General features: G+C 58.3%; 15 protein-coding genes. 5 read left to right on the top strand and 10 right to left on the bottom strand.

Features of this window, described 5'->3' with window-relative positions; genetic code table 11:
* The first annotated feature begins 27 nt into the window (after positions 1-27).
* On the top strand, positions 28-1650 hold the full coding sequence (locus INR99_RS15170) for a GGDEF domain-containing protein (protein WP_194117224.1): 1623 nt from the start codon (positions 28-30) through the stop codon (positions 1648-1650).
* Positions 1643-2713 (top strand): tetratricopeptide repeat protein, encoded by a 1071-nt coding sequence (locus INR99_RS15165; protein ID WP_194117223.1) that lies wholly within the window; start codon positions 1643-1645, stop codon positions 2711-2713. The genes INR99_RS15170 and INR99_RS15165 overlap by 8 nt, the downstream gene beginning before the upstream one ends.
* Here INR99_RS15165 and INR99_RS15160 read toward each other — a convergent pair.
* The 3 genes from INR99_RS15160 to fur are packed head-to-tail and all read right to left on the bottom strand — an operon-like array spanning position 2689 to position 4570.
* Positions 2689-3429 (bottom strand): arginyltransferase, encoded by a 741-nt coding sequence (locus INR99_RS15160; protein ID WP_194117222.1) that lies wholly within the window; start codon positions 3427-3429, stop codon positions 2689-2691. The two genes, INR99_RS15165 and INR99_RS15160, sit on opposite strands and share 25 nt — an antisense overlap.
* Positions 3422-4126 carry a leucyl/phenylalanyl-tRNA--protein transferase gene (gene aat / locus INR99_RS15155; protein WP_194117221.1) on the bottom strand — a complete coding sequence of 235 codons (705 nt, stop codon included), beginning with the start codon at positions 4124-4126 and terminating at the stop codon, positions 3422-3424. Before aat ends, INR99_RS15160 begins: the two co-directional genes overlap by 8 nt.
* Before the next feature lie 21 nt (positions 4127-4147).
* Entirely contained in the window at positions 4148-4570 is a 423-nt protein-coding gene (gene fur, locus INR99_RS15150) for a ferric iron uptake transcriptional regulator (protein ID WP_194117220.1), read from the bottom strand.
* A 108-nt stretch (positions 4571-4678) separates the two neighbouring features.
* On the opposite strand from fur, the gene INR99_RS15145 reads away from it, so the two are divergent.
* Entirely contained in the window at positions 4679-5161 is a 483-nt protein-coding gene (locus INR99_RS15145; RefSeq protein ID WP_194117219.1) for an outer membrane protein assembly factor BamE, read from the top strand.
* Entirely contained in the window at positions 5158-5958 is an 801-nt protein-coding gene (gene dapB / locus INR99_RS15140; protein ID WP_228098361.1) for a 4-hydroxy-tetrahydrodipicolinate reductase, read from the top strand. Before INR99_RS15145 ends, dapB begins: the two co-directional genes overlap by 4 nt.
* Positions 5959-6063: 105 nt before the next feature.
* Here dapB and pyk read toward each other — a convergent pair whose 3' ends face one another.
* The 7 genes from pyk to pyrG all read right to left on the bottom strand — a co-directional run bounded on the left by pyk (position 6064) and on the right by pyrG (position 14271).
* Positions 6064-7503, bottom strand: coding sequence for a pyruvate kinase (gene pyk, locus INR99_RS15135; RefSeq protein WP_194117217.1), 1440 nt, complete (start codon positions 7501-7503; stop codon positions 6064-6066).
* A 290-nt stretch (positions 7504-7793) separates the two neighbouring features.
* The gene (locus INR99_RS15130) at positions 7794-8219 is read right to left on the bottom strand and encodes a MaoC family dehydratase (protein ID WP_194117216.1); all 426 of its coding nucleotides are present in this window, start codon (positions 8217-8219) and stop codon (positions 7794-7796) included.
* 91 nt (positions 8220-8310) lie between these two features.
* Entirely contained in the window at positions 8311-9765 is a 1455-nt protein-coding gene (locus tag INR99_RS15125) for an aminotransferase-like domain-containing protein (protein ID WP_194117215.1), read from the bottom strand.
* Positions 9766-9884: 119 nt separating this feature from the next.
* Positions 9885-10199 (bottom strand): cell division protein FtsB, encoded by a 315-nt coding sequence (gene ftsB, locus INR99_RS15120; RefSeq protein ID WP_308431505.1) that lies wholly within the window; start codon positions 10197-10199, stop codon positions 9885-9887.
* Positions 10200-10300: 101 nt separating this feature from the next.
* Positions 10301-11596, bottom strand: coding sequence for a phosphopyruvate hydratase (eno, locus tag INR99_RS15115; protein WP_194117213.1), 1296 nt, complete (start codon positions 11594-11596; stop codon positions 10301-10303).
* 102 nt (positions 11597-11698) lie between these two features.
* Complete coding sequence (kdsA, locus tag INR99_RS15110) at positions 11699-12550, bottom strand: 3-deoxy-8-phosphooctulonate synthase (RefSeq protein ID WP_194117212.1); 852 nt, start codon at positions 12548-12550, stop codon at positions 11699-11701.
* Positions 12551-12618: 68 nt separating this feature from the next.
* Positions 12619-14271 carry a CTP synthase gene (gene pyrG, locus INR99_RS15105; RefSeq protein ID WP_194117211.1) on the bottom strand — a complete coding sequence of 551 codons (1653 nt, stop codon included), beginning with the start codon at positions 14269-14271 and terminating at the stop codon, positions 12619-12621.
* 255 nt (positions 14272-14526) lie between these two features.
* Here pyrG and INR99_RS15100 point away from each other — a divergent pair, with 255 nt between their 5' ends.
* Complete coding sequence (locus tag INR99_RS15100; protein WP_194117210.1) at positions 14527-15261, top strand: beta-ketoacyl-ACP reductase; 735 nt, start codon at positions 14527-14529, stop codon at positions 15259-15261.
* Positions 15262-15587: the final 326 nt, after the last annotated feature.

The following is a 15587-nucleotide window of genomic DNA, read 5'->3' as shown; positions in this document are numbered from 1 at the left end:
GAATATCCCCGTCTTTGCGCAACGACCTTGAACGACACTGCCCCAGCCCCTTCCGACGAACTTGAGGCACTGCTTGCAGAAGGCCGGCGCTGGTTCGTGCCCGATTGCCGCAAAACCATCGCCCTGATGGAAGAGTTGCAGCAACGAGCCGAAGCGACATCAAGGATGGAGCTGGTGCTCGAAGCACAATTGCTGCGGGTACACAGCCTCTGGGCGCTGTCGGAACTGGAAGCGGCACACCGCATACTGGATGAAGCGGAGGGTCTGGCGTCCCGCCAGAACATCGCCGCGATGAGCCCGCGGATCGCCAATCTGCGCGCCGAGTTGCATCTTGCGGCCGCAGAATACCCGCTGGCACTGAAATACTGGTCACAATGCCTGAAGCAGGCGACAGCCCTCCAGCTCACCGCACTCTACGTCCCCGCCTGTCTTGGTTTGGGCAATATCTTTGTCGCGCATGGCCAGCACGACATGGCGCTCACCTGGCACGAGCAGGCACTGGATTTTGCCGAACGGGAACAGGACGTCGACAATCTGGCCAATTGCCTGCTGCACCTCTGTGCCGATTTCAACAAACTGGGCGAATTCACGACCACCCTGCTGCTTTCTGAAAGCCGGGAAGCTATATTGCGCCAATGCAATCATCCGGCCTGGCTAGGGGACTGGTACAGCTACCGAGGGCATGCCCACCATGGACTGGGACAACTGGGCGAGGCGGAACAGTGGCTGCAGGAAGCATACCGGATCAATATCCAGACCAATTACCGCTGGAGCCAATCGGTTACGCTGCTCTCGCTTGGACAGGTGCTGATCGCGGCGGGACGTCTGGCGGAAGCCCGCTGCCATCTTGAGCAGTCCTTGCAACTGGTGATGTCGTTTGGCAGCAAGCCGCTGCTGGAACAGATTCACGAAAAGCTGGCGGCATTATTCGAGGCAGAAGGCGATCACGAACGTGCCCTCTACCACCACAGAGCATACCACACGCTGGCGATCACCGAAGCGCGCGAGCTGGCGAATACGCGCCTGGGTAATACGCTTGACCGGCGAATGAAGGAAGTCGACCTGCGCCTGCAGCTGCTACAGACCCGACATGAGAATTCGCAGTTGCGCCTCTACAGCAGCCGCAAATCGGCCGAAATGGCACTACTGGCCCACCAGGCCAGCCATGACGCACTGACCGGCACGCTCAACCGCCGCATGCTGGACGAACAACTGGAATTGCTGCTGCAGCGCAGCCTGCAGGAAGGCTCTGCACTGAGCCTGTTGATGGTTGATCTGGATCATTTCAAAGCGATCAACGACAGCTTTGGTCATGCTGCTGGCGATCAGGTACTGCGATTGACGGGACGGATGCTGCAGCAATCCTCACGCAACAACGACCTTGTGGCCCGCTATGGTGGTGAAGAATTCATGATGCTGCTGCCGGGTGCAGATGAGCACACGGCACAGATCGTGGCCGAACGCGTGCGGCAGAAAATCCAGAATGCCGACTGGGCCAGCCAGCAGGAAGGGTTGCGGGTGACCACCAGCATCGGCGTCGCCACGCTGCAGGAGCATGACGATCCGGCAAGCCTGCAGCAACGCGCCGACAAGGCGCTGTACCGGGCCAAATCTGGCGGACGCAATCGTGTGGAATTCGAGCATGACTAGAACAACCAGCCACCCGCTGCTGGAGCAACTTGGCCGCATTGCCCTGCATGACGACCACAGCGAAACCGAGCTGCAGGCCGCACTGGCCGAGCTCAACACCCTGCCGGATGAAGAGCTGAAATTGCAGGGGCTGCTGCTCTGTGGCGAATATTACTGCAACCGCCAACTGTTGCATGACGCGGCGCGCTTTTTCCGGGAGGCCGCCAACCGCGCGAGGCAACTGCACCTGTGGTCGGTGCTGGCGCATGCCCAGCACTGGCAGGCGCAGATCAAGCTGCTGCAAGGCGAACACCTGCGCGCACTGGATACCTGGTTGCACTCGCTGGATCACGCCATCGACAGCGAGGATGACTCTGCATTCGTGCGTGCCTATAGCGGCATCGGCCAGGTCTGTTTCGCCTACCAGCAATACGAACAGGCCCTGATCTACCAGACCATGGCCTGCACCCTGGCCGAACGGTTATCCCAACCCGATCTGGTTCTCACGTCCCGGCTGAACCTGCTGAGTACGCTCTATCGCAACGGCCAGTATGACGAAGCCGACACCATCCTCGCCCTGCTGGAAAACCAGCTGGATGAAAGCCACAGCCCGGTATGGCACTGCGAATGCATGACCTATCGCGGCTTGCTGACTCTGGCGCGCGGCCAGCATGCCGATGCACTGGAACAGCTGCGGCAGGCACAGGAACTGAACCAGCATCACGGCAGCCACTTCAGTGATGCACTGAGTTCGATCGGGCTGGGACGCATCCACCTTGCCCTGCGCCAGCTCGAACAGGCACGCCGCCACCTCGAGCATGCACTGGACTTGAGCCGCAACTTTCCCGGCCTGACCTTGCAACTGGAAAGCCACGAGCTTCTGGAACAAGTCGCCGAGCAGCAACACGACTTTGCCAGCGCGCTCACCCATCACAAGGAAAAACATCACCTGCAGATGGACATGCTGCGCAAGCAAGTCGAACAACGCCTGAACCGCATTTCCCAGCGCCAGCTGGCACCGCTGGAACATCTGCTGCGACTGGAACGCCACCGCCTGCGCTACGCGCCCCCTACGTCCAGCTGATCACCCACCCGCTGCCAGCGCCCTTCAATCAACGCGTCAAACGGACGGTAGCGGTCCTTGTAGGCCATCTTGCGGCACTCGCGGATCCAGTAGCCAAGATAGACAAAGGGCAGACCAAGCTGCCGTGCCAGCCCGACCTGCCACAGCACGTTGTACACCCCCAAACTTGCACGGACCAGCTCCGGATCAAAGAAGGTATACACCGCCGAAAGGCCGTCATCGAGCTGATCGATCAGGCTGACCATCACGACCTGCTCATCAAGCACGAATTCCGCCAGCATGCTGCTCACCCCGCTCTGCAGGATGAAATTTGCATACTGATCACGGGTATCTTCATCCATCCCGCCGCCGGAATGACGTGCATGCTGATACCTCAAGTAGAGCTGAAAATGCTGCTCATGAAAATTCAGTGGCAACAGGCGAGCCCTGATCGCGGAGAGACGTTGCATGACCTTGCGCTGCGTCCGTGACGGCGAAAACTCGTCCACACAGACCCGAACCGGAATGCAGGCCCGGCAATGGTCACACCACGGGCGGTAGACAAACTGGCCGCTGCGGCGGAAACCCTGACGCACCAGCTCACTGTAGACTGGCTGATCGATCAGTCCCGAGGGCACGACGACCTGCGAGCGGGCCTGTCGCTCGGGCAGATAGCTGCACTCGTAATTGGCGGTGGCATAGAACTGCAAGGGCACATGTACGGCACCATCACGCATCGCATCCACTCCCTGCTGTGTAGCACCACGGGCCGGGCAAGCCCGGCACGTTGCACGCTCTTTCCAGATGGGCGACAAAGTCGTTGCGGGGAATTTCCCGGGCACCAAAACGCGCCAGATGGTGGGTACGCATCTGACAATCGATCATTGCGAAACCCCGCTCGCGCAGCCAGCAGACCAGATGGACAAAGGCGATTTTCGACGCATCCGGGCGGCTGGTATACATGGATTCACCATAGAACATCCGGCCAATTGCAACACCATACAGCCCCCCCGCCAGTTCGCCGTCGATCCAGCACTCGGCACAGTGGGCATGGCCCGCCTGATGCAGCGCCAGGTAAGCCGCCTGCATTTCGCGGGTGATCCAGCTGCCACCGGCCTCATCACGCGGTGCCGCGCAACCGGCAATGACCCGCGCAAACGCGGTATCCAGCCGGACTTCATAGTGACGGTTACGCAACACCTTCTGCAGCGACCGCGGGACATGCAGCTCGGCCGTATGCAGCACCATACGCGGACTGGGTGACCACCACAGAATGGGCTCGCCGGGTGCAAACCAGGGAAAAATGCCCTGCCGGTAGGCCAGCAGCAGCCGGGCGGGACTGAGGTCCCCTCCGGCAGCCAGCAGCCCATTGGGCTCACGCAGTGCCTGCGCCAGCGGCGGGAATTGCAGGGAATGATCCAGCCAGGGAATCACACCGGCCAACCGCTGCGCAGCTTAACGGGCCTTGGGATGGCAATCCCCGCACACGCCATACAGATACATCTCATGTTCCTGCATCTGGAAACCATGCTTTTCAGCGATCGCTTCCTGCCGCTGCTCGATCTCGGGATCGTAGAATTCCTCGACCTTGCCGCACTTCACGCACACCAGATGATCATGGTGGCCATTATCGGCCAACTCGAAGACGGCCTTGCCGGTTTCGAAATGGTGACGCACCAGAATGCCAGCCTGTTCGAACTGGGTTAGCACGCGATAGACCGTTGCCAGCCCGATATCGATCTGCTCGGAAAGCAGAATCCGGTAGACGTCTTCGGCCGACATGTGGCGCTGCTGGCAATTTTCAAACAGATTGAGGATTTTGAGGCGCGGGCCGGTGGCCTTGAGACCCATTCCTTTGAGTTCGGCGGCTTTGCTCATGCGTGTGTTTTTCCTGCAGGCTGGCTGCTTCGGGGCAGTAAATGCGGTTATGATATAGCGTTTCCCGGTGCTTGGCACCGCCCTCCCTTTCCGGATGACTCCACCACCATGAAGGTTCGTTCGCTTTCCGTACTTCTGAGTGCCAGCCTCCTGCTGTCTGGCTGCGGCGCACTCAACTGGCTCAGCCCCTATAAACTCGATATTCCGCAAGGCAATGAAGTCACCGCCGATCAGGTGGAGCAACTCAAAGCCGGCATGTCGCGCGGACAAGTCCGTTTCCTGCTGGGTACGCCACTGCTGCAGGACAGCTTCCACTCCGAGCGCTGGGATTATGTATACAGTGATGCCCGTGGCGGCAGCATCCGGGAGCGTTTTGCCCTGGCACTGTACTTTGACGGCGACGCCCTCAGCCGCTGGGAAGGCACGTCGCTGCCTGCGGATCCGAACAGCAAATTCAGCCAGGCCAAACAGCGCGGACAGGCTCCTAAACTCGACAGCAGCGAACAGATGGGGGGTGCGGTTGATCCGGCCGACCCCACCGACAAGACCGTCGTGGTCAAGCCGCTGATCAACATCAACGGGGGTGAATGATGATCCGTATCGCGATTGCCGGTGCATCCGGCCGCATGGGCCGCATGCTGATTGAAGCCGTTCTTGCCGCTGATGACTGCACCCTGCACGCGGCACTGGACCATGCAGGCAGCAGCGCCATCGGACTGGATGCCGCGGCATTCCTGGGGCGCAACTGCGGTATCGCCATTACCGGCGAGCTGGACTCCTTGTCCGGTGCCGACGTACTGATCGACTTCACCCGACCGGAAGGCACGCTGAACCATCTGGAGGCCTGCCGTCAGCACAAGGTGAACATGATCATCGGCACGACCGGCTTTGACGATGCCGGCTCTGCCGCCATCGAAGCCGCCAGCCGCGATATCGCCATCGTGCATGCCTACAACATGAGCGTCGGCGTCAACCTGCTGGTCAAATTGCTGGAAGTCGCCGGCCGCGCACTGGCCACCGGGTACGATGTGGAAGTGCTTGAAATGCATCACCGCATGAAGGTTGACGCACCGTCGGGCACCGCACTGATGCTGGGCCGTGCCGTCGCCGATGCCCAGGGGCGCGACCTGAAGGACTGCGCCGTGTATGCCCGTGAAGGCATCACCGGCGAGCGCGAAGCAGGCACCATCGGTTTTGCCACATTGCGCGGCGGCGATGTCATCGGTGACCACACCGTCATCTTTGCCGGCATGGGCGAACGCATCGAGATCAGTCACAAGGCCAGCAACCGCACGATCTATGCGTCCGGAAGCGTCCGGGCTGCCCGCTTCCTGCAAGGCCGCAGCAGTGGCTTCTTCGACATGCAGGATGTGCTGGGGCTGCGCTAATACGCAGCCACCTATGCAGCTGTAGTCTTTTATTCCCAAAGACTACTGGCAGATACCCATGAAAAACCCCGCATCGGCGGGGTTTTTCACTGCTACTGGAGTTCCTTAGCGCTGACCTTTGCGCTCGCCAATTTTGATGATCTTCAGGCAATTCGTACCGCCACCCAGACCGACCACATCCCCGAAAGTGAATGCCACCAGATCACCCTGCTGCACGATACCCCGACGCAGCATCTCCACCTCGGCGCGCACCAGCAGCGACTCACGATCCGTGTTTTCATGCGAGATCATTACTGGATACACATCACGGAACAGCGACAGGCGATTGTAGGTTTCCGCTTCCGGTGTCAGCGCATAGATGGGCACACCACGAATATAACGGCTCATCCACAATGCCGACGAGCCACTCTGTGTCAGCGCGGCAATCGCCTTGACGTTGAGGCGGCTTGAAGCAAAGAGCGCTGACATGGCGATCGTCTGGTCTATGCGGGTCAGATCACCCTGCATGAGCAGCTCTTCGTCAATCTTGCTCTCGAAGGTTTTTTCGGCCTCGACACAGACACGAGCCATGGCTTCGACGGTTTCGATCGGGTACTTGCCCGAGGCCGTTTCTGCCGACAGCATGACCGCATCCGTGCCATCAAGAACCGCATTAGCAACATCGGACACTTCGGCCCGTGTCGGCACGGGGCTGGTAATCATCGATTCCATCATCTGGGTGGCCGTGATCGACAGCTTGTGCTTCTTGCGTGCCAGTTTGATCATGCGCTTCTGCAAAGCCGGAACTGCCGCATCACCGACTTCTACCGCCAGATCGCCGCGCGCAACCATGATGCCATCCGAGGCATCCAGGATTTCTTCCAGGTCGGCAACGGCCTCGGTCCGCTCGATCTTGGCGATCAGCAAGGCACGGCTACCTGCCGCACGCAGCAGCGTGCGCGCCATGTACATGTCGGCTCCGCTCTTGGGAAAAGACACGGCAACATAGTCGGCATGCAGCTTCGCCGCTGTCTTGATGTCCTCCATGTCCTTGGCTGTCAGAGCCGGCGCGGTCAGCCCGCCGCCCTGACGGTTGATCCCCTTGTTATTGGAGAGTACGCCCCCTACCTTGACCACCACATGGATTTCGCTGCCGACCACTTCCTTGACCTCGAACACCAGCCGGCCATCATCCAGCAACAGGATGGCTCCCGGCGCGACATCGTTGGGCAGCTCCTTGTAATCGAGGCCGACCCGCTCCTGATTTCCCAGCGTGCAACTGGCATCAAGAATGAATTGGTCACCGTTTTTCAACTCGATCTTGTTCTTTTCGAACTTGCCGACACGTATCTTCGGCCCCTGCAGATCGACCATGATGGCCACGGCGCAGCCTGCCTTCTTGGCGCATTCACGAACAATCGCGGCACGATCCAGATGGTCCTGCGCGGTGCCATGGGAAAAATTGAGGCGGAACATATTGACGCCAGCGGCAATCAGGCCTTCGAGCGTAGCTACATCACTCGATGAGGGTCCGAGTGTGGCGACAATTTTGGTGCTGCGTTGCATGAACGAAACTCCTGTCTGGATGTGTTCTGGAATAGTGGCGGCAGGATCAGCCCCCACTCCTCGCAACGAGGGGCGGGGCAGGAACACTGATCATACCCAGTCCGCCCGCAGAACAGCATCTTTACTTACACGGGAAGATACTTTGCACCGCAGATGCGACAGCGTCACAAGCAGCAGTCGCATACTCCGGTTATAAACGGTGCAGAGCGGGCCCCGGATTCTGCCGTTGAATGTAACAAAACCTTGGACAGAAGGGATTGTGCTAGGTCAAGCGCTACGGGCGGCGCTACTCAGGCTGCCTGGGTGCGCCGCGGCACCCACACCAGCGCATCACCTTCAAGCACCTTGATGCCCCGGACATAACACTCCGTAAGCAGCTTGACGCGTTGCTTCTCCGGAAAAACGTCCATGATCGTCGCCTGAGCCCTGACCGTGTCACCGATCTTGACCGGTTTAATAAAGCGCAGATTCTGGGACATATAGATACATCCGGGCCCCGGCAGCTTCATGCCGATCACCGAGGAAAGCATGCTGGCAGTCAGCATTCCATGGATGATCCGGCCACCGAAACGGGTCGTACTCGCAAACTCTTCATCAATGTGCATGGGGTTGTTGTCACCGGTAAGCCCGGCAAACAACACGACATCGGTTTCCGTGATGGTTTTGCGATACTCGGCGGTCAACCCCTGCGCGAGATCTTCGAAATACAAGGCCATGCTGCACTCCTGAGCGGGATGAACTGCGGCAATGCTGCGCCGCAACAATCATCCTAGCACGCAATCTCGCACCAGAACTCAGACAAATGCGCTAGAAATCGCCGGCGAGCTCGCCCAGACGCTGAATTGCCCGCTCATGGCGGATCGTCCACGGCTCGACACAGCAGATACGCAGGCAATTACGATAACTGTTGCTTGGGGAGAACAGAGGGCCCGGCGTAAAGGAAATGCCCTCGGCCAGCGCACGCTGCAAGAGCTCAAGGGTGTCTACACGCGCACTGAGCTCCACCCACAGCACATAACCGCCCTGTGGGACATGCACATGCAGCCGCGTGTCGCCCGGAAAATAGCGCTGGATGGCGCTGACGGCGGCATTGACCTGCTCGGCACACGCCTTGCGCAAGCGGCGGAGGTGATGGTCATAGCCCCCATTTTCCAGAAAACGGGCAATGGCTCGCTGCAAGGGTACGGGAGTGGAAAAGGTATTGATGAATTTGAGTTGTTCCAGCTCGCGGTGCCAGCGCCCTGCTACCACCCAGCCCACCCGGAAGCTGGGTGCGACCATTTTGGTAAATGAAGCCAGCAGCATCACATTGCCGGTCTTGTCAAAGGCCTTGGCCGGGCGCGGCCGCTCACCGTGATTGTAAAACTCGCCGTAGATATCATCCTCGATCAGCGGCACTCCACGGGTATCAAGCAATTCAACCAGCCGCCGCTTGTTCTCGTCCGGCATCAGGCTGCCCAGGGGATTGGAAAAATTGGGCAACAGCACGCAGGCCTTGACTTCGCCATTGCGGGTAGCCAGCTCCAGTGCCTCGATGGAAATCCCCGTCTGGGGATGCGTTGGAATTTCCAGTGCCTTCAGCTGGAAGCTTTCCAGAATCTGCAACAGCCCGAAATAGGCCGGCGACTCGATGGCAACCACATCGCCGGGCTGGGTCACCGCACGCAAGCACAGGTTCAACGCCTCAATCGCACCATTGGTGACAATGATTTCCTCGGCATCAATCTGCCCCCCCCAGATCAGCGAGCGCCGGGCAATCTGACGGCGCAGTTCCAGATCGCCAATCGGATTGCCATAATCCGACAGAATGTCAGGATCGTGACGGGTAACCTGCGCCAGAATGCGCTGCAATTGCTGATTGGGATAAAGTTTGGGGGACAGGATCGCCAGTCCGAAATCGACTTTCAGATCATGCAATCGCGCCAATTCGGCGGGAGCCAGCAAAGGATCAACTACCACCTCAGAGGGCTTCTGGGGCGGCTGGGTGAGATCGGGCACGGCAAAGCCACGGGCGGCACGGACATAGAAGCCGCTTTGCGGCCTCGCCTCGATCAAACCACGATCTTCCAGCTCCCGGTAGGCCTCCATGACCGTCGATAGCGAGACTTGCCGCTGCGCCGACAGGCGCCGAATCGAAGGGAGTTTCTCTCCGGGCTGAAGCGTGCCATTGGCAATGGCCTGAGCCAGATCTTCAGCCAGCTGGAAATACAGGGTTGCGGTCTTGCGGCTATTGCCCTGCTCGTGCAGCACTACGTCTGTCATCGCCTATCCATCCTGCATGGGGACTAATGAACTATACCGCGGCTTGCCGGACAATAACAGTAACGACTTTCCCGACCACCCAAGAAAACTGTACAGCAACAGAAAATTACAAATACGTGCTAGCGGGGAACTGTATCGCCACCTCGAGTATTTGCCGCCGAAGCGGCTTGCGGCGCCAGCACCTGCATGAAAACCTCATCGCTGCGTATCATGCCCAGCTCATTGCGAGCCCGTTCTTCGATCGCATCGGTACCCGACTTCAGATCACGCACTTCAGCCGCCAGCGCGTCATTACGCGCTTTGAGTTTGTCATTCTTGCTGCGCTGTTCGGCTAGCTGCTGGTCAAGCTGCCAGACACGCAGCCAGCTCCCCTTGCCGACCCAGAGGGGCCATTGCAGGGCAATGATGAGAACAGCAAAAACAATGGCGAGCATGCGCATAGGCGACCTTCAATGAAAAACCGGAGCCCTGAGGCTCCGGTTGACGATATTACTACACTGGACAGCAAACTGCTGCTGCCAGCAGCAATCCTCGTTTAGCGTTTGATCTGGTAGAACGCCTTCACGCCCGGGTAATAGGCCGCATCACCCAGCTCCTCTTCGATACGCAGGATCTGGTTGTACTTGGCGATACGATCGGAACGGGACAGCGAGCCGGTCTTGATCTGCATGCAGTTGGTCGCAACGGCCAGATCGGCAATGGTCGCATCTTCGGTTTCACCTGAGCGATGGCTCATTACCGAGGTGTAACGGTTGCGCTTGGCCAGATCCACAGCCTGCAGAGTCTCGGTCAGCGAACCGATCTGGTTAACCTTGATCAGGATCGAGTTGCAGATGCCTTTTTCGATGCCTTCGGCCAGAATCTTGGCGTTGGTCACGAACAGGTCATCGCCGACCAGTTGCACGCGATCGCCGAGACGGTCGGTCAGCACCTTCCAGCCGGCCCAGTCACGCTCGCCCATGCCGTCTTCGATCGAGATGATCGGGAACTTGTTCACCAGACCTTCAAGATAATCAACCATTTCAGCGGAAGTGAAAGTACGGCCACCGCCCTTCTTGAAGGTGTAAGTGCCGGTATCCTTGTTGAAGTATTCGGAAGCGGCACAATCCAGAGCGATATAGAAGTCGGAACCAGCCTTGTAGCCAGCCTTTTCGATAGCGGCCAGAATCAGCTCGATGGCCTCTTCCGGGCCGGAAACGTCCGGAGCGAAACCGCCTTCATCACCCACCTGGGTCGGCATGTGCTTGTCGTGCAGAATCTTCTTCAGGTTGTGGAAGACTTCAGCGCCGTAGCGCAGCGCTTCACGGAAAGTCGGGGCACCAGCCGGAACAATCATGATTTCCTGGAAATCCAGGCTGTTGGAAGCGTGCTCGCCACCGTTCATGACGTTCATCATCGGTACCGGCAGAGCCATCGGGCCCGAACCGCCCACGTAGCGGTAGAGCGGCAGACCGGCTTCTTCGGCGGCTGCCTTGGCAACAGCCATCGACACGGCCAGGATCGCGTTGGCACCCAGCTTGCTCTTGTCATCGGTACCGTCCAGCGCAATCATGGTACGGTCGATGAAGGCCTGATCAGCAGCATCCAGACCAATGATGGCTTCGCAGATTTCGGTGTTGATGTTTTCAACAGCCTTCAGTACACCCTTGCCCAGATAGCGGGACTTGTCGCCATCGCGCAGTTCCAGTGCTTCGCGCTCGCCGGTGGAGGCACCGCTCGGTACTGCCGCACGGCCCATGACGCCGGATTCCAGCAGTACATCGGCTTCGACGGTCGGGTTACCACGGGAATCCAGGATTTCGCGGGCAATAACGTCAACAATTGCGCTCATCAGTGCGTTCCTTTGTTTAGGTTGGTTCTTGACTATGAATCAATACGTTGCGGCTGTCTTGCTTGCCACCCACGTCAGCGACATAAGGGTAGCACAACCGGATTACAGCGTTTCTTCAATCAGCGAGTGTGCCTTGATTACGGCATCCAGTTCCTTGAGAACGGTCAGCAATTCTTTCATTCGCGGCAGCGGCCAGGCATTCGGGCCATCGGAAAGCGCCTCGCAAGGGTTCGGATGCGTTTCCATGAACAGGCCAGCGATACCGGATGCCACGGCGGCACGCGCTAGCACCGGCACGAACTCGCGCTGCCCACCGGAGCGATCACCCTGCCCGCCGGGTTGCTGCACCGAATGCGTGGCATCAAAGACGACCGGGCAACCGGTATTGCGCATGATGGCCAAGCCACGCATGTCACTGATCAGCGTGTTGTAACCGAATGAGGCGCCGCGCTCGCACATCATGAACAGGTCTTCTGGCAGACCAGCCTCGCGAGCCGCATCGCGCGCCTTGTCGGCGACGTTCTTCATGTCCCCCGGCGCCATGAACTGCCCTTTCTTGATGTTCACCGGCTTGCCACTCTGTGCGCAGGCTCGGATGAAATCGGTCTGACGACACAGGAAGGCCGGTGTCTGAAGCACGTCGACCACGCTGGCCACCGGCGCGATCTGGTAAGTCTCGTGGATGTCGGTCAGCACCGGCACATCGATCTGTTTTTTGACCTCGGCCAAAATGCGCAGGCCTTCGTCCATGCCAAAACCACGGAAGGATTTGCCCGATGACCGGTTGGCCTTGTCGAAGCTGGACTTGTAGATGAAGGGAATGCCCAGTTCAGCAGTGATTTCCTTGAGTTGGCCGGCAGTATCCAGCGCCATTTGCTCGCTCTCGATCACGCAGGGGCCTGCAATCAGGAACAAGGGATGCTCAATACCGACATCAAAACCGCACAGTTTCATAGCCACCTCAGGGTATATTCAGATAAACAAATGGGTATCGAACATACAGCCCGATACCCATCGGGATATTAACAGCTCAGGCCTTCACGACCTTGTTCGCGCGCAAACGCGATCGCTGCCTCGATATAGGCCTTGAACAGCGGATGGCCATCGCGCGGGGTGGAAGTGAATTCCGGGTGGAACTGGCAGGCGAAGAACCAGCGGTGCTCCGGCAGCTCGATGGTTTCCACCAGTTGCTCGGCACCAGCAGACTTGCCGCTGATCTTGAGACCGGCCGCTTCCAGACGGGGCAGATAGTGATTGTTCACTTCATAGCGGTGACGATGACGCTCGGTGATCTCGTCCGCACCATAGATGCGCGCTGCGAGCGTACCGGCTTCGAGATTGCACTGTTGGGCACCCAGACGCATGGTGCCACCCATGTTCGAATTCTCGTCCCGCTTTTCGATCTTGCCATCGTGGTTGACCCACTCGTCGATCAGCGCAACCACCGGGTAATCGGTTTCCAGATCGAACTCGGTCGAATTGGCGCCAGACAGACCTGCCACGTCACGTGCATATTCGATCAGTGCGATCTGCATGCCCAGGCAGATGCCCAGATACGGGATATTGTTCTCACGGGCATATTTCACGGCAAGAATCTTGCCTTCCACGCCACGCTTGCCGAAACCGCCCGGCACCAGAATGGCATCCATGCCAGCCAGCTGCGCCACACCATCGGTTTCAAGCAACTCGGAATCGACAAAGTTGATCTTCACTTCGCTGCCAGTATGAATACCAGCATGCTTCAGTGCTTCAATCAGCGACTTGTAGGATTCGGTCAGATCGACATATTTGCCGACCATGGCAATATTGACGGTCTGGTTGGGATTCTCGATGGCGTTGACAATTCGATCCCACAGCGCCAGATCAGCCTTCGGCAGATCCAGTTGCAGCTGCTTGACGATGATGTCGTCGATGCCCTGTTCCGACAGCACGCGCGGAATCTTGTAGATCGAATCCATGTCCGGGCAGGACACGACCGCCTTTTCCGACACATTGGTAAACAGCGCGATCTTGCGGCGCTCGTCGTCCGGCACCATGCGATCGGCACGGCAGATCAGCACATCGGGCTGGATGCCGATTTCGCGCAATTCCTTCACGCTGTGCTGAGTCGGCTTGGTCTTGATTTCGCCGGCCGCTGCGATGTAGGGCACATAGGACAGATGCACGAAGCAGGTATTTTCCTTGCCCAGCGTCACGCCCATCTGACGGATCGCCTCAAGGAATGGCAGCGATTCAATATCGCCCACTGTACCACCGACCTCAATTACCGCCAGCTCGGCACCATTGGCGCCAAGACCGACAAAATGCTTGATTTCGTCGGTGATATGCGGGATCACCTGGACCGTTTTGCCAAGGTAATCACCACGACGCTCTTTCTTGATGACCGACTCGTAGATCTGACCGGTGGTGAAGTTATTGCTCTTCTTCATCTTCGCGTGGATGAAGCGCTCGTAGTGCCCCAGATCCAGATCAGTTTCGGCGCCGTCCTCGGTTACGAATACTTCACCGTGCTGCATCGGGCTCATCGTGCCCGGATCAACGTTGATGTATGGATCCAGCTTCATCATCGTGACCTTCAGGCCACGGGATTCGAGGATAGCCGCAAGCGACGCGGCGGCGATGCCTTTACCCAGAGAGGAGACAACGCCGCCGGTAACGAAGATGTACTTGGTCATGGCAGAACACACAGATTGGAATCCACTATTCTAGCCGAAGCCGGCCTCGCCCTCAATTCTCGACAAACCGCCAGCCTTGTGCGTGCGCCGAACGGCACGACATCGTTACAGGAAAACCCTGATTGGCAAATATGTCATCAGGTCACCGCCGTAGTAGACAGGCAAGCAAGGACACCGCAATAATTACCGCCCAACGAACACATTCGTAAGAAATTGTCGTTTTGTAGCGCAACCCCACTGGAAGGAATCATACAAATGAGCAAAGTCGCACTGGTCACCGGCGGAATGGGAGGGATTGGAACAGCAATCTGCCGCCAACTGTCCCAGCAAGGCTTCACCGTTGCCACCACCTATTCGCGCCCCGGACGGGAGCAGGCATGGCTGGATGAACAAGCCCAGGCCGGCTTCACGTTCCACGCTTACGAATGCGATGTCACCAGCTACGAAGCCTGCGTCGCCATGGCTGAAAAAATCCGTAGCGAACTTGGTGAAGTGGACGTTCTGGTAAACAACGCCGGCATCACCAAGGATGGCACGTTCAAGAAAATGGACAAGACCAATTGGGATGCGGTGATTGGCACCAACTTGGACTCGGTCTTCAATGTCACCAAGCAGTTCGTCGACAGCATGGCAGATCGTGGCTGGGGACGCGTCATCAACATCTCGTCGATCAACGGCCAGAAAGGCCAATTCGGCCAGACCAACTATTCTGCAGCCAAGGCAGGCATGCACGGTTTCACCATGGCGCTGGCACAGGAAGTCGCCAAGAAAGGCGTTACCGTGAACACCATCAGCCCAGGCTATATCGCCACCGATATGGTCATGGCGGTGCCGGAAGATGTCCGCAACAAGATCATTACCGGCATTCCGGTAAACCGTCTTGGCAAACCGGAAGAAATCGCGGGACTGATCAGCTACCTCGCATCCGACATTTCCGGTTTCATGACCGGAACCAACCTTGCCATTAACGGCGGGCAGCACATGTGCTGACACCGCGATTCTGACCATACCATTCAAAACAAACCCCGCAATGCGGGGTTTGTTTTGTTCAGAATTCAAAAACATCGAACACTTCAGCGAACAAGACTTGGTGGGAGGGCGTCGCAGCAAGCCCCTTCAATGCATCAGGTATCCCCCCCCTAGCTCCAGCCAGACCTCACACGCCCCCCCAGCACCCCGTCTTCGCCTTCACCTCCGCCTACGTCACCTCCGCCGCGCATAAAGCAAAAGCCCCGACCATTGCTGATCGGGGCTTTCTCTTTGGGGAGTCTGGCGATGTCCTACTTTCACACAGGCAATCTGCACTATCATCGGCG

Source organism: Chitinilyticum piscinae (genome assembly GCF_015223195.1).
GTDB classification, from domain to species: Bacteria; Pseudomonadota; Gammaproteobacteria; order Burkholderiales; family Chitinibacteraceae; genus Chitinilyticum; species Chitinilyticum piscinae.
This window is presented reverse-complemented; position numbering and strand designations above follow the sequence as displayed.